Origin of the sequence: Irregularibacter muris, assembly GCF_024622505.1 — a bacterium.
In the GTDB taxonomy this organism is placed as follows: Bacteria; Bacillota; Clostridia; order Eubacteriales; family Garciellaceae; genus Irregularibacter; species Irregularibacter muris.
This window is the reverse complement of record NZ_JANKAS010000002.1, coordinates 80,887-96,294: the sequence shown is the minus strand read 5'-3', so window position 1 is coordinate 96,294 and position 15,408 is coordinate 80,887. Positions and strand designations below refer to the sequence as shown.

Genomic DNA, 15,408 nt, shown 5'->3' with positions numbered 1-15,408 from the left:
ACAAGATATTCATTTCATTTTCTAGAGTGTACCCATACCTTATGAATAGATATCTGAAAATTCAATATGTATTCTTTCTATATTCTCCTCACCCTTTATAGGGTCTCTATTATTAACAATCCTATCATTGTTCACCTTTGTTACCGGTAGATTGATGATAAATTCACTGCCCTTACCATATTCACTTTTTAGAATAATATTTCCTCCGTGAAGCTCCACTATAGATTTTACCAATGATAGCCCTATTCCACTGCCTTCTGCAATCCTTGAAAAAGGAGATTCTACCTGACTAAATCGTTCAAAGACTTTTTTTTGCATTTCCACTGGAATGCCCACCCCAGTATCCTTTACAGAGATGATAATATGCTCACCTTTATCATAGATATTTACAAATATTTCTCCCTTTTCTTCTGTAAATTTAACGGCATTCGATAGTAAATTTAATAATACCCTTTCTATTTTATCTCCATCAAAGGCCATAATCTTTTCTTCAACATCTGTGTCAAATATTAAAGTAATATTTTTGCTTTCCACATATTCTACTATAGACAAGGTGATATTCTCTATCATAGATACTATGTTATAATTTTTCAGCTCAAGTTTCATAAAGCCAGAATCTAGCTTATTGATATCGATTAAATTATTTATTAATCTTAACAGTCTATAACAATTTTGTCTCATAATATGTATATATCTATCTTGCTGGGATTCCTCATTTAATTCTCCTTGTTTTCTTTTATAGCTCAATAATTGGGTTGTACCCAAAATAATATTTAGTGGTGTTTTTAGTTCATGAGATATGGTAGAAAAAATTTCTGTCTTAAGCCGTTCATATTTTCTTACTTCCTTTAGTTCCTTTTGTTTTAAAATTATTTCTTGTTCTAATTTCTCTGCCCTCTTGCGTTCACTGATATCCCTGAAACCATAAGCATGACATCTTTCCCTACTATATAGATAAAAAGGTTTATAAAAACGTTCAATGATTCTTCCATCCTTTAACTGGATAATATCCAATATCTCCTTATTGTTTTGTACGTTTTTTTCCTTAATATCAATAATCATTGTAGGGTCAGCGAACATATTCCTTATGTATTCTGTAACCAATATACCTTCCTTATTTTCCAGTAGACTTTCCGATATTTCAAACATCGCTAAAAATTTTTCATTATAGTGAAGGACTTGTTCCTTAGAATCTATGACCAAAATGGCATCGGCCGTAGCTCTTAATACTGTAGATAATTCAATCTTAGTATTTTTACTCTCTGTGATATTATTAAAAATTCCCACGATCTTCACTACTTGTCCGTTCTCATCCTTTGTGATGGGCGTCCCCTTTACAATAAACCAAAGAATTTCTCCTTCTTTTGTCACTACTCGAATCTCATATTCAATATGTTGAATTTCATTGTTCTTGCATTTATTCACTTTCTTTATAAATTCAGCTATGTCCTCAGAATGTATAAATTCTTTTATGTTGTGCGCATCCCCTTCAATCTCTTTTTTCTTATATCCTGTAATGTCATAAAAGCATTGATTAAAATATATTTGATTAGATAAGACGTCCCACTCCCAAACACCATCTCCTGTTGCGCTAAGGATATGTTTTAAAATGTTAAAATCTTTTATAGCCTTCTCATCCTCATGAGAAATTGGAGAAATATTGTTGACTTTGTCTAAATAAAAATATTTTTTCAGGGATTTTTCATTTTGATACTCTTTTAAATGTTTATGAGGATCTTTGAAATATGGGTTAGGTTTCGTCAGTCTTGTACCATCAATCACTACGTCATGGGCTTTGATGATCTCTTTTAACACTGAAGAAGGAAAAAGATTTTTATTGTAAATGCACAAATACTGGTGGTTGGTATAAATAGGCATTACTTGTAATCCATAATTTATTTCATACTCAATGAGCTTATCAATACTTTCTTGTCTTCCATCAAGGGCAAAAAGCATTTCCCCTAGGCCTCTAATACCATGGAATTTTTTTGTTTTTACCTTATCAAAATTATTTATACAATATTTTATCGTGTCATCAGGATGAAACCCTTGATTTCCATAGTATATGTCTTTTATACTGGAAATAACCAGTTGTCCTGTATCTATAAAGTATTCTATATCTATATTTTGATCTATTAAATCCTGTATTAATAATTCCTTTGGATATTCTTCAATTGTACAGTGAACCATTTCATTATTAAGTAATCCTTCTATAATAAAATCCACGGAAAATTTCCTATATTCCTTTAAATCATTGTATAAAAAGCAAGCGTGATCTCCCTTACTTAATTTATTCAGTTTAGTAGTAGATTTAGTAGTCATTATTGTCATATTGTCCTCTCCCCTCTACATTCAACTTCCATCAAAATATTCTCTGGAGTAACCTTTATATCTGATAGAAATTTATCAAAAGTTTTTAGTCAACCTTTTCAGTTATTCTACATTTTCCTGCTTTTTCCTTCTTTTTATCCTTTGCCATCAAAAGATATTGGTGAAATAGAAAATAAAATTATCCTACTAAAATGTTTTCCATTTAACTTTACATTGATGGAATAATCCAAAAATAATTAACCAATAATAATAACTAGTGACATTGATAAAGGAGGTATTTTTTATGAAGGATCGGTATATTGAAAATCGAGACATCATTGAGGGAAATCTAGAGTATATTCACGACAAGCATAGTGATATCTATCAGGCTTATAAGGAGTATGGCAAGCTCATACATACTAAAGGGGGACCTCTAGATGAAAAAACAAGATGGCTTATCAAGGTGGCCATCTCTACAGTTTGTCAATATCAGTATTCTGTTGTGACCCACATCAAGAAGGCTTCCGATGCAGGGTGTACTCGGGAAGAAATTGAACATGCAATTTTATTAACAGCTCCCAGCGCAGGGTTCCCCACTATGATGGAGGCCTTACTCGCTTTAAGACGGGAAATGAAAGAAGAAGAGAAGTAAATCTTTTCTTCTTTTTTATGGAATAGAAAAGTTGGTCTTGCTAGTTAGAGACCATACTTTCCTATTTCATTAGAGCAGCAATAGCTGCTTTAATACATCATCCCCATATTGTAGCCCTACCTATCATTAACTCTTTTGCATAGCTTCCCTATGAATCCCCAGATTGTTGTATCGTGATAGGCTATCCCCCCTTTATATTTTTTGTATAGCAGGAATACTCTTCAATATATGCAATAGAACTTCTCCTTCTATATGTCATCCAATCTTATCCATGTATTTTATAAAATAATCCTCTTTAAGAGGTTTACCATATAGGTAGCCTTGAAACATATTTATTTTTAATTCCTGTAATACATGTAATTGTTCCAGCTCTTCAACGCCTTCTGCAACGGTGACTAAGTTAAAAGTATTTGCGATATTCATAATTGCGGCAGTGATACTTTTACTTGTTGCATCCTGATTTATATTTTTAATAAAACTACGGTCAATTTTTAATTTATCAATCTTTAAATTATGCAATTGACTTAATGAAGAATAGCCTGTCCCAAAATCGTCAATGGCAATTTTAATGCCTAAGCCTTTTAAGTCTTTAAGCTTTTGAGCTATATTTTTTATGTTGTGCATAGCTGTACTTTCAGTGATTTCTAATTCTAAGCAGCTAGGGTCTATTTTGGTTTCTTTTAGTATTTTTTTTATCTTATATACAAAGTCATCTTCTTCGAGTTGTACTGCAGATACATTAACAGCAATAGTTATAGAAGAGTGCTCTATTTCTTTTAATTTATTAATAAAGGAACATGCTCTCCTTAGTACCCATTCTCCAATATTTATAATTAAACCATTTTTCTCAGCGATCGGTAAAAATTCTATGGGAGCGAGGATTCCCAATTCGGGGTGTCTCCATCTCAGTAAGGCTTCTGCTCCGAATAACTTTCCCGTTTCTACTTCGAATATAGGCTGATAGAGTAAAAAGAATTGATTATAAACCAATGCCTTAGACAGAGCATTTTCAAAAACATATGTATGGTTCAACTTTTCTTTCATCATAGTATTAAATAATCGATAGCTGCTCCTCTTGTCTTTTTTTGCCTCAGTCATTGCTAGATGGGCATTGTTAATTAATTTATCTGGAATTGCTTTTTGTTTTTGTTCTATTTCTACTCCCATGCTTACCGTAAAATCAATTTCCCAATCCTCAATATTTACACAATATTTCCCAATCTTTTTTAATACATTTTCTACAATAGGAACAATATCACTTTTATCTTTTATGTGGGGAAGGAGGATAATAAATTCATCTCCTCCATACCTAGCGATAGTATCACATTCCAAGAATACTTCATTCAATTTACCAGCCATATTTTTCAATAGAGCGTCTCCAAATTTATATCCAAACTGATTGTTAATCATACTAAAATGATCTATAGTGATAAATATGACCGCAATATGTTCTGCACTGTATATCTCTTTGCTCAATTCATAATTTAGTCTCTCGATAAATATTTCTTTATTATATAAACCTGTCAAAGCATCGCTAAAAACGGAATGCTTTATCTTCACCGAATTTTCTCTTATTTGTTCTGAAATATCATTGCTATCTGAGTACATATTTTTGATTATGCGATTATCTCGATTCCCCATAACATTCCCCCCTTATGTTATTTGAGACAAATGCACTTGTTGTCATCATTTTTATGTTAAACGTTTGTATTTTGTATAAGATTTCTCTTGGCAAGTGAGATTTGATATTGGTGAAAGCATTTTAATGGTATTCTCAAGTTTTCTAAATCAAGGGTGTATTTATATATACCCGTCTGTATTCCTCATGAATCAGTGAGTTGGCCTTTTATATCCAAGGAATGCCCCTTTAACATAGATTGAAAATAAAATCCTTTAGAAAATTATGAATTTACCAATTAAATTGTAGGGGACAAAGATTGTTTTATGATGGAAACTATATAAGGTGTTCACCATAGACTGAGCAGTAAAAAATAAAATGAACATAGTAAGAATGATTCTTACTATGTTCATTTTGTCAAACAACACAAATATAGAACTTTTATGCTGTTATGCCCATGGATTGACAATCCAAGTCCATAACTACATTTTTAATCCATTTTTTAGATTTTAGGCGTTTTGCTTCAAATCCGATTTTGGCAACTTCCTCTAAGCAAATAATAAAGAATACTTGTTCCAAGGGCAATTTGAAATATACTGCCGCAATATACCCTACGGGAATAGCAAAACACCAAATGGTTCCCAATTGGACTAACATAGAATAAGTGGTATCTCCTCCCCCTCTTAAAACCCCTACAATTACTAGAACATTGAAAAATCTCAGGGGAGCAAAAACTGCCATCATTCTAAGAACTGTAATGGTAGTATTTATTGTATCAGGATTTATCTTGAATAAACTGACAACGTAGGGAGATGCCATCCATAGGGCTATGCCGGTGAAAAAGCCTGTAATAGGAGCTAAAACACCCAGCTTTGTAGCATAATCAATGGCCACTTCTTCTTCCCCTGCTCCTATTTTATTTCCCACCATAATCGCTGCTGCCGAGGCTATACCCACACATAAAATCATGAATAAATTATTTATGGTATTTGCTATTTGCATACTGGCTACTTCACGAATACCTATTTTGGCATATATGATGGAATAGGTTGTCAATCCTAAAGACCATACCAATTCATTTATGATAACTGAATAAGATGTTTTAAAATACATTTTTATAAAATCAAAATTAAATCCTATGAGTTCTTTCAGCTTACAAGGGATCACATCATTGGATTTATATGCAGCAACTACAACAAATATCATCTCTACCAGTCTAGCTATACTTGTAGCAATAGCTGCCCCCGCTACTCCCATAGCTGGAAATCCAAAATGGCCAAAAATAAATACCCAGTTTAAGGAAGCGTTTATTGCTAATCCTATCAAACTCCCAAACATGGGGGCTCTTGCCATACCTATAGATCTTAAAGCTGCAGAATAAGCCTGGGTAATACTGGTTAATAAAAATGTAATAGAAATAATGCGAATATATTGTATTCCTAGGCTTGTAACCGTACTATCCTTTGTGAAAATTCCTATAATGGATTGGGGAGATAAAAATGCTAAAAGAAAGAATATAAAGGATATCAGCATACTAAATACCAAATCTAACCCTAACATCTTACGAATGTTTAAAATATCCTTTTTCCCCCAAAATTGGGACATAAATATACTTGCCCCTGCATTAATTCCTAGTACACATAGGTTAAATATGAAAAAATATTGGTTGACCAATCCCACCGCTGCAATAGCACCTTCTCCCAATCTACCTATCATTAGATTATCTACCATATTTAGGGAAGAGGTTACTAAATTTTGTAAGGTAATGGGTATGAGCAGGGTGAGAATTATTGCAAAGAATTTTTTGTCTGTAAATATCTTCTTCATCCATATCCTCCTTTTTTCAATAGAAAAAAGCAAATGGGTAGTAGTAAGCCGCCCATCTGCTTTTTAAATTAAAGCATACATTATTTTTGATTCTTCTATTTCTCAGTAGATTATACATAATATTTTTCTCTTGGTCAATCTTTATCGACAAGAAGGAGATGTTTCTTTATAAAAATGTCTCTGGGATCTATTGTTTTCCTATTCCTTCCAAGAAATAATAGTCAAGTCTATGGATATATGGGTGTGAAGTTATTTTAACCATTCTTTTTCGTCCCTTTTAAGTTTTCCATTCTCTCTTTGATAGTCTTTTCATAACCATGGCCAGTGGGACAATAATACACGGTATCTTTAAGTTCCTCCGGTAAGTATTGCTGGTCAACATAGGATTTTGGGTAGTCATGAGGATATTGATATCCTTTGCCATGACCTAATTGGGAAGCTCCTTTATAGTGAGCATCTCTTAAATGCAGAGGAACTGATCCTGTTTTTTTGTGCTCTACATCCTTTAAAGCGTTTTGGATTGCTATACAAGCAGCATTACTCTTGGGAGCTGTAGCCAGATATGTCACAGCCTGGGATAAAATAATTCTAGCCTCCGGAAAACCCACAAATTCTACAGCTTTTGCGGTAGATACCGCCAGACTCAAAGCTTGGGGATCGGCATTTCCAATGTCCTCTGATGCAAATATAATAATCCTTCGAGCGATAAATTTTGGATCTTCTCCGGCATAGATCATTTTAGCAAGCCAATATAAGGCTGCATCAGGATCAGAGCCTCTCATACTTTTTATAAAGGCTGATACGGTATCATAGTGATTATCCCCATTTTTTTCATAAACCAAGGCCCTTTTTTGTATACACTCCTGGGCAACTTCTAAATCAATAATAATTTTATTGTTTTCTTGGTTAGGTGCTGTTGTAAGTACGGCTAGTTCTAATGCATTTAGAGCGGTCCTAGCATCACCATTGCAGGTATTTGCTAAGTGCTCTAAGGCCTCTGATGTTATATCGGTGTTTAAATTCCCCAGACCTGCCCTTTTATCCTGTAGTGCCTTATGTAAGATTTTTATAATATCTTCTTTTTCTAAGGATTTTAACTGAAAAACTCTTGAGCGGGATACTAGGGGTGAGTTTACTTCAAAATAGGGATTTTCCGTGGTGGCACCAATGAGGACCACAGTCCCTTCCTCCACCGAGGGTAATAGCGCATCCTGTTGACTTTTGTTAAAGCGATGAATCTCGTCTATAAACAATATTGTTTTTTTATTATACATTCCTAGGCGATCCCCTGCCTCCTTAATCACTCTTCGGATATCACTTACTCCTGATGTCACCGCGTTGAGTTGTTCGAAGGAAGATTGGGTTGTATTGGCGATGATTTTTGCCAGTGTTGTTTTTCCAGTGCCCGGAGGGCCATAAAAGATAAGGGATGTGATTTTATCGGCCTTTATGGCTCTATATAATAGCTTTTCCTTACCAATGATATGGTCCTGGCCTACAAAATCCTCTAAAGTTTTAGGTCGCATGCGGGTGGAAAGAGGGGCTTTCTTTTTTAATTGGGTGTTTTTATTGAGTTCAAAAAAATTCATATTTTCCATGGTTATCATCCTTTTTAACACAGATAATAAATTTATATTTAATTTATGTAAAGACAATCTCTTAGTATTTTTAGTTAGAATAAAGTTGACTTTCTATGATCTATTTCCATATTATATCATAAGTATAGTTTAGTTATATGTTTTCTTTCCTCATGGTTAAACCCAAAATAGTCAAATAACCATTGATCTACTCTGTTCATTATATTCTTTACCTTTTTCTCATTTCCTTCTTTTGAATATTTCATTAATAACTGGTAATTGGTTTTTAGAAAGTTGTGCTCTTCATCACTCCACTGGGGCATAGATAACTGCATTAGGGTATTAGGATAATACTCATATAAGCTTTCTCCTAGCTTTTTGGCAAAGCCTTTAAAATAAAATTCATATACTTTGGTATTTAATAGTAATGTCAAGACCTCGTGGGATATGACTTGGACATCCTTTTTCTTTACTCTAAGGCCATAAATATCAGCACTGTAAAAATATCCCCTGCTATCCAAGGCAAATCGGTTGCTACTGGCCTTATAGGGGAAAATTATTTTTTCCCCTTCAAAAAAGTCTTTATCTCTTCCCCACTGTAGTTCATACCATTTTCTTGTCCCCCTCAAACATTCTCTCCTTTTTTCCAAGTAACTTTTATGGGACAATAAATGTTTATTCTCATGGGGCCATTGGTTTATGTCTAATATGTCATTCGAATATAGAAGTACTTTTTCACTTTTTGCTATATGGAAGGGGGTAATATCTTTCCCCTTAATCCATGGCTTTAATAAATCTCTATGGAGACTTTTTCCCTTGGCTATCCTTTGATCTGATACAAAGGCTTTGTCCCTACCAGTTATTATCCCTTGTTTACTTTCGCAAATATCTTCTAGCTTCACAAAACTTTTTTCCTCAATCTTAGCAATAATGCTTTTAGCCCTTGGGTGTAATAGTCTCCAACCTTCCTTTGCTAGTTCTCTTTGATTGATTTTAAAATGATTAAAATAGCGACTTTCTCCATTATTGATCATATCTTGTAGGATAGTCGCACCAGGCAGATTCTCTTTGGCAACTTTCATTTTAAATATTTCAATGATATTTTCTCCTGGCCCTTTGATGTCTTTAGGCATTAAAGTGATAATCAAAGGGTCTACCTGTATTCCCTTTAAAATACGTTGCCCATAAAAATCAATAATTTCTCTTATTTTACAGTGATTAAGGATATATTCTCTCAAAAGACCTCCATTTAGAGCTTCTAGAAAGTATCGAGAGGTGATATAGCATAATTCTCCTCCTTCTTTTAATAAGCCTATGCCCTTTTGAAAAAAGCAATAGGAAAGATCCCCCTTATCTTGGAAAACCTGTCCATACTTTTCATTTAATAACTCTCTGTATTGTTTATCAAACTTTTTATGTCCCACATAGGGTGGATTCCCTATGACAAGCCTAAAATCTCTGTCTTTAATTGACTCTATATCTCCTAAAAGAGAATCTTCACAAAGGATATGCATATCTATGGGGATAAGATTTTTATGTTTTAACAGCAATACTAATTTTGTAATCGCAACGGCTATTGGATTTTTTTCTATTCCATATAAATGGTGTTTTAGGATATGCTGATGAATTTTATCTTTATCCTTTCCCAAAAGTCGAGGATTCTCCATATAGTAGTTTGTTAGTTCATCATAGGCTACTCCCAAAAAAAATCCACATCCACATGCTGGATCAATGATTTTATCCTCTAGTTGCCAATTTTTCATTTTGTCTTTTAACATAAATTCAATAACAAAAAAAGGAGTATAAAACATTCCTTCCTTTTTTCTTTTGGATAGATGATTGATGTACTGATATACTTCACCTAAAATAGTAGAGCTTTCTTTTGAAAATATAGGTACATCCAATAATATTTCCTGTAAGGAATTCCATTCCTGGGGCTTTAATGGATGATGCTTTTCTTCTATAAGATTTATCTTTTTTTTGCCCCACCAATATACAATGTTTTGAAAGGTAAAATCTCTATTTAAACTTTCTCTTATTATTAAATCCCATTGAATGTAATAATGGTCTATTAGCCATTTGAGTAAAGCTACTTTTATCATCACATATTCTTTTTGTTGGCCCTGAATGGAATAAATATTTTGGTCCATATTCTTAATAAAGTTGATTAGTGGCTTATTTCTTTTTATCATTTTTGCACCTATTTTTCTTAAATTTTATTCTATTGGATGTATTCTAAGTTTCTCAAGAAAACCCCTTCTTTTTTGCAGAAAAAGAACGATCCTAAGATCGTTCTCCGCATTTGCATGGATTTTAATATAGGGGATAACGTCTACAGAGGTTGGCAACCATTTCCCTTATCTTATCTTGACTATTATCCCATTGGGTTAAGGTAAGATGGATGATTTCTGCAATTTCTTTCATATCTTCTTCCTTCATGCCCCTAGTGGTTACAGCGGGGGTCCCAATTCTAATGCCACTGGTGATAAAGGGGCTTTCTGGATCAAAGGGTATAGTGTTTTTATTGACTGTCACACCCACTTCATCCAATCGCTTTTCTGCGTCCTTACCTGTAATATTATGGTTTCTTAAATCCATAAGAATTAAGTGATTATCTGTCCCGTCAGATACTAGCTTAAATCCTTTTTCTTTTAAGGTTTCTGCTAAGGCTCTTGCATTATTCAGGATTTGTTGTTGGTATTTTTTAAACTCTGAAGTTAAAGCTTCTTTAAAACTTACAGCTTTAGCAGCAATCACGTGCATTAAGGGTCCCCCTTGAGTACCAGGGAATATTGCTTTATCAATAGCTTTGGCATATTTTTCTTTGCAGAGTATGATGCCTCCTCTAGGCCCTCGTAAAGTTTTGTGGGTAGTCGATGTCACAAAATCAGCAAAAGGAACAGGATTAGGATGAAGACCGGCAGCTACTAGACCTGCTATATGAGCCATATCCACCATAAAATAAGCATTTATTTTATTTGTAATTTTACTGATTCTTTCAAAATCTATGATTCTAGGGTAAGCACTAGCTCCTGCCACAATCATTTTGGGCTTATTTTCCAGTGCACTCTTTTCTAGTTCCTCATAGTTTATTGTTTCCCTATCTTTATCTACACCATAATCAATAAAATCAAAATATGTACCAGAGATATTGACAGGACTTCCGTGGGTAAGGTGTCCTCCATGGGATAAATTCATTCCTAAGACCTTATCTCCTGGCTTTAAAAACGCAAAGTAAACGGCCATATTTGCCTGAGCACCTGAATGGGGTTGGACATTGGCATGTTCTGCTCCAAATAATTCTTTGAGTCTATCTCTAGCAAGATCTTCTACAATATCCACGTATTCACATCCACCATAATATCTTTTCCCTGGATATCCTTCTGCATATTTATTGGTCAGTGGACTACCCATGGCCTGCATAACAGCTGGAGATACAAAGTTTTCTGAGGCGATTAGTTCTATATTGTTTCTTTGACGGTTTAGTTCTAATTTCATGGCTTCTGCTACTTGAGGATCTACCTTCTGTACTTTTTCAAAATTCATTGAACCACTCCTATTCATTATTTAATAAATTCCCGTGGATTTTATGACACTACTATTATAACTCAATAAAACATATTTGGAAGGCTTTATCTATAGCTTTTATTTATTGATATGCTAAAAAATTATCTTTTTCGACTAGATATTTCTTTCTGGTGAAAAAGATGTTGAAAGTTGTTTATTGCCTAGGCAATGATTAGATAAGCACGGGTTAGTTTTATATTGAAAATATTTTTTCTGATATTTTTTCGTTCCAATTGCCACCGTAGACATAATATACTTCGTCAGAAAGGGATTGTATGTCTTTATATTCTCTTCTTTTATAATTAATAAGTATAGTATACATATTGAATTTATATTTTTTCTTATGCTCTAAAAATTCTTTTTTAAATTTCTCTTCAATAACACTCTCCCCATCTGTCATAAAAATGATATCCGCATCTTTATATCCCAAATCACCTATATATTCCAGAGATTTTATAAGGGGTTTTTTGAAATCTGTTCCCTTGCCTATATAGCCTTCTATAATTTCCACTACCTCTTTTAGATTTCCCCTTCTAGGTTCTAGTTCTACAATATATAAATCATCCTGAGCGGAACTAAATTGGATAGTTAACATTTTTCTTTTTTGTTTTCTGGCCACATCCATAAAGGCCAATAGGTGAGCTTTTGTTGCCTCTATTCTTTGCCCCTCCATGCTAGCCGATCCATCATAGCATACAATGATAGGCCCCTTTTTCTTTTTCTCCACTTTGGCTCCCATCCATGTAGAAAGTTGAGCATTTAAATATCGATTATAAAAATCCATTTCAATTTCTTCAATTCCTATTCCAAGGTTTAGATATTCATCTTCGGTGATGCTATTTAAATCATCAGACATGACTCTTCGGGATTCAATACCCTGAAACTTCTTTTTTCTTTTTTGTTGCCCCTTACGGGCTAGAGCTCGAGTTTTCCCGATTTTTTTTAGGAATTGTTCCATTTTGGGATCTCTAAAGGTTTGTGAAAGCTTTAGAATAGTATCAAAGGATAGTTGTTTCATCTCCTCAGTCTGTCCTCCAAAACTCTGAACTTTGTCCTCTACATCTTCTAGAATGAAAATAGCCTTATCTGCTACCTCTTCCATATTTTCTTCCGATAGTTTTCTTTCATATTCATCTAGAATAATCTGATCCTCTTGTTGAAGTTCTTGTAATTTTTCCTCATATTCTTCTATTTTTTTGCTGATTAGCTGTAATTCTAGCTGTAGTTGCTCTTCGCTTAATTCCTTAGGTGCAGCCGAGTTGTCCTTATTTTGTTCTAGATGATTATCTGTGGATGGTTCTCCCTGGCCAGCTACGGATTCTCCTGTGTCTTCCCTATCCCCTTTTTGATATTTTTCTGCCTCCATATTCTCTTGGAGCATGCTATCATCTGAAGCTTGCCCTTCATCTTCTACTTCATCAATTTGTCCTCCTTGAGGATCTTTTTCATCATTCCCCTGGGGGATATCCAAGTCATCCTTTTCTTGTTTCTCTGCTTTTTCCTCTGTCTTCTGTTTCTGCTCCTCAGATTGTTGTTGTGCATCAGGCTCACAGGGTTGATTGAAGTCTTCTATTTCTTCCTCTATAGTCTCCTTCTTTTGTTGTTGTTTTTCTAATTCTTCTTCTAGGGTTTTTATTTCCTCAGCTATATCCTTTCTTTCTTCTAATAATTTTAAAATCTCTTCTCTTTGTATGAATTCTAAAAGCCACTCTATATAAAAATGTAAAGCATGATAACTATTAATTAAATTTCCTTTGGTACGTCTTCTTAAATGCCTTACATTTTTTGTCTTTAAAACTTCATTGATTAAAAGACGGTGGGGTTTCACTTTTTGGGAAATTTCTAATTCTTCCTTTAGAGTAATTACCATTTTATAAAGGGTATAGAACATATCTTCTATCATATAATGAAAAAAGGGAAATACTTTTTCTCCCTTTTCATTCATTTGTGCAAGAATTTTGGACTCTCTGTAAAATTCAAAAAAGAAATCCTTGTCCAGTAGATTGCATAAAATGACATTATTTTCATACAAATATTGACTTTGATGATATTTTTCAAAGGAATTGTTAGTCATATTTCTCACCTTCTATGCTTGGAATTCTAAATATTTACCATACAAATCCATTTTTCTATCCTTAATAAATTCATATATCTCTTGAATCTCTTGATATTTATCTACATCTGGATATTGGGTTAGGATTCTCTCCAATAGGATATCTACATCCTTTATGGCTTCAAAGTATGCCTCTGCAGTTTTTTCACTATTGACACCCTTTATATTTCTAGTCAACCCTCCTAATATACTTTCAACCACTTGTCTATACTCCGCCGCCTCTTTTTCCACTACATGCAGAGCATCATCCACTGCATCTTCTACATAGGGGATGTCCTCCTCATTTTCCCAAAATACAAATTTTAAAGGTTGTAGGTCTATTAATTCAACAGTTTCTCTCCCATGTAAAAGTGCATTGGCCTTTACAACATTTCTTGCATTTTTCAGTCTACGGGGGGATATGAAAATATTGTGTTTATCCCTCAGCCCACTGGCTATCTTTACCATTTGTTCTGCAATAAATATAGGCAATTCTATATTGTCTAAGTACTCTTGAATATATATTATTTCCTGTATATTTAAATTCACATCACAATTTAATTCATCTTTCATAAGAAGCATTTTTACTTGATTGTCAAAATCCTGTACTCCCTCTACCTTAACCCTAATCAGGAATCGATCATGAATAGCCTGTAATTTACGATCAAAATCATCATCTTCATCAAGGTCCCTTGCAGATTTTGGAAAAAAGTTGGTGTCCGCCATGAAAAGCCTTATATTGGTTTTTACTGTTTCTGTCCCGTTTTTAAATTCTCCTTCATTCATGATGGTGATGAGACCTGAGTTAGCGATCTGTTCATTTAGCCTGTAAAATTCTGCTCCGTATACAATAAGACTGTCCGGCAAGAAACCCTTGTAGTTTCTTCTGGTAATGCTGGTCTTTTTGTAATATTCTAAATCTGGTGCCCCAAATACATTATTAGGATGAATATCCTCCCCTAATTGAAACCAAAAGTAGGGAGTTTTTTCTTTGGTATCAAAGTCTATTAAATCCACTAGATCTCTTATGACCGCCGACTTTGCTGTTCCTGGAGGTCCTAGGGCAATAATGTTGGATCTAGAAACCAATGCCATTAGAATAGCCGAAACATAATCTTCTAGCTCAACGTATTTCTCATTAATGCATCTTTGTATCTTTAGTAATTTTTGTGAAATAGATTCTATAGAGTAATTTTCTTTCTTCATATTTATTTTTTCCATCATCATACTCCTCTCTAGTTTTTATCTTTGATGATTTTGTCTTAGATTATGCTATTGGCGTAGTTTATTAAATTTTCTATATAGGTCTCCAACTTTTCTAAGGATGCAACGTCTTTATAGGCTATTGTATTTCGAATCATTAAGGGAATATTTGCTTTTTCAAAGATAGAATCATTTTCAATATAAAATTCATCATGGACTTGTATGTTTCTTTTATCTACATCAAATATTACTTTATTTTCCCCTAGGCTTAATTCTAGTGTATTGTCCTCTATATTATAATTGGATGGATCATAATAGAAAAATAAAGGCTGGAGTTTATAAATGTCATTGTCGGTATTTAAATATTCCTTGGCACTTTTTAAAATAATATTATGAATATCTATGTATTTCTGGTATACCGTATGATTTTCTTTGTCTGATAAACATTTTTCTAAGTTTTTGTGATTTTCTTTTATTTTTTCAATTCCTTGGTCATCATTTTTCTTCATTTCATTAAGCACTCTTTGGGATTCAACCAATATATTTATTATTTCTTTCATCT

Annotated in this window: 10 protein-coding genes; 1 reads left to right on the top strand and 9 read right to left on the bottom strand. The window is 33.5% G+C overall.

The features are described from left to right. Positions 1 to 39 precede the first annotated feature (39 nt). Positions 40 to 2,322, bottom strand: coding sequence for an ATP-binding protein (locus tag NSA47_RS02735; RefSeq protein ID WP_257529368.1), 2,283 nt, complete (start codon positions 2,320 to 2,322; stop codon positions 40 to 42). Between the two features lie 292 nt (positions 2,323 to 2,614). Here NSA47_RS02735 and NSA47_RS02730 point away from each other — a divergent pair, with 292 nt between their 5' ends. Then, on the top strand, positions 2,615 to 2,962 hold the full coding sequence (locus NSA47_RS02730; protein ID WP_257529367.1) for a carboxymuconolactone decarboxylase family protein: 348 nt from the start codon (positions 2,615 to 2,617) through the stop codon (positions 2,960 to 2,962). Between the two features lie 255 nt (positions 2,963 to 3,217). Here NSA47_RS02730 and NSA47_RS02725 read toward each other — a convergent pair whose 3' ends face one another. The 8 genes from NSA47_RS02725 to NSA47_RS02690 form a co-directional block, all read right to left on the bottom strand. Then, a complete protein-coding gene (locus NSA47_RS02725; RefSeq protein WP_257529366.1) occupies positions 3,218 to 4,603 on the bottom strand; it encodes a putative bifunctional diguanylate cyclase/phosphodiesterase in 1,386 nt (461 codons plus the stop codon). Between the two features lie 418 nt (positions 4,604 to 5,021). Next, positions 5,022 to 6,407, bottom strand: a complete 1,386-nt coding sequence (locus tag NSA47_RS02720; RefSeq protein ID WP_257529365.1) for an MATE family efflux transporter — start codon at positions 6,405 to 6,407, stop codon at positions 5,022 to 5,024. A gap of 254 nt (positions 6,408 to 6,661) precedes the next feature. Further along, on the bottom strand, positions 6,662 to 7,996 hold the full coding sequence (locus NSA47_RS02715) for an AAA family ATPase (protein ID WP_257529683.1): 1,335 nt from the start codon (positions 7,994 to 7,996) through the stop codon (positions 6,662 to 6,664). 125 nt (positions 7,997 to 8,121) lie between these two features. After that, on the bottom strand, positions 8,122 to 10,176 hold the full coding sequence (locus NSA47_RS02710; RefSeq protein WP_257529364.1) for an Eco57I restriction-modification methylase domain-containing protein: 2,055 nt from the start codon (positions 10,174 to 10,176) through the stop codon (positions 8,122 to 8,124). A 121-nt stretch (positions 10,177 to 10,297) separates the two neighbouring features. Continuing rightward, positions 10,298 to 11,530, bottom strand: a complete 1,233-nt coding sequence (gene glyA, locus NSA47_RS02705) for a serine hydroxymethyltransferase (protein ID WP_257529363.1) — start codon at positions 11,528 to 11,530, stop codon at positions 10,298 to 10,300. Between the two features lie 214 nt (positions 11,531 to 11,744). Further along, complete coding sequence (locus tag NSA47_RS02700; RefSeq protein ID WP_257529362.1) at positions 11,745 to 13,625, bottom strand: vWA domain-containing protein; 1,881 nt, start codon at positions 13,623 to 13,625, stop codon at positions 11,745 to 11,747. A gap of 12 nt (positions 13,626 to 13,637) precedes the next feature. After that, positions 13,638 to 14,864, bottom strand: coding sequence for an AAA family ATPase (locus tag NSA47_RS02695; RefSeq protein ID WP_257529361.1), 1,227 nt, complete (start codon positions 14,862 to 14,864; stop codon positions 13,638 to 13,640). 41 nt (positions 14,865 to 14,905) lie between these two features. Next, the gene (locus NSA47_RS02690; RefSeq protein ID WP_257529360.1) at positions 14,906 to 15,406 is read right to left on the bottom strand and encodes a hypothetical protein; all 501 of its coding nucleotides are present in this window, start codon (positions 15,404 to 15,406) and stop codon (positions 14,906 to 14,908) included. Positions 15,407 to 15,408: the final 2 nt, after the last annotated feature.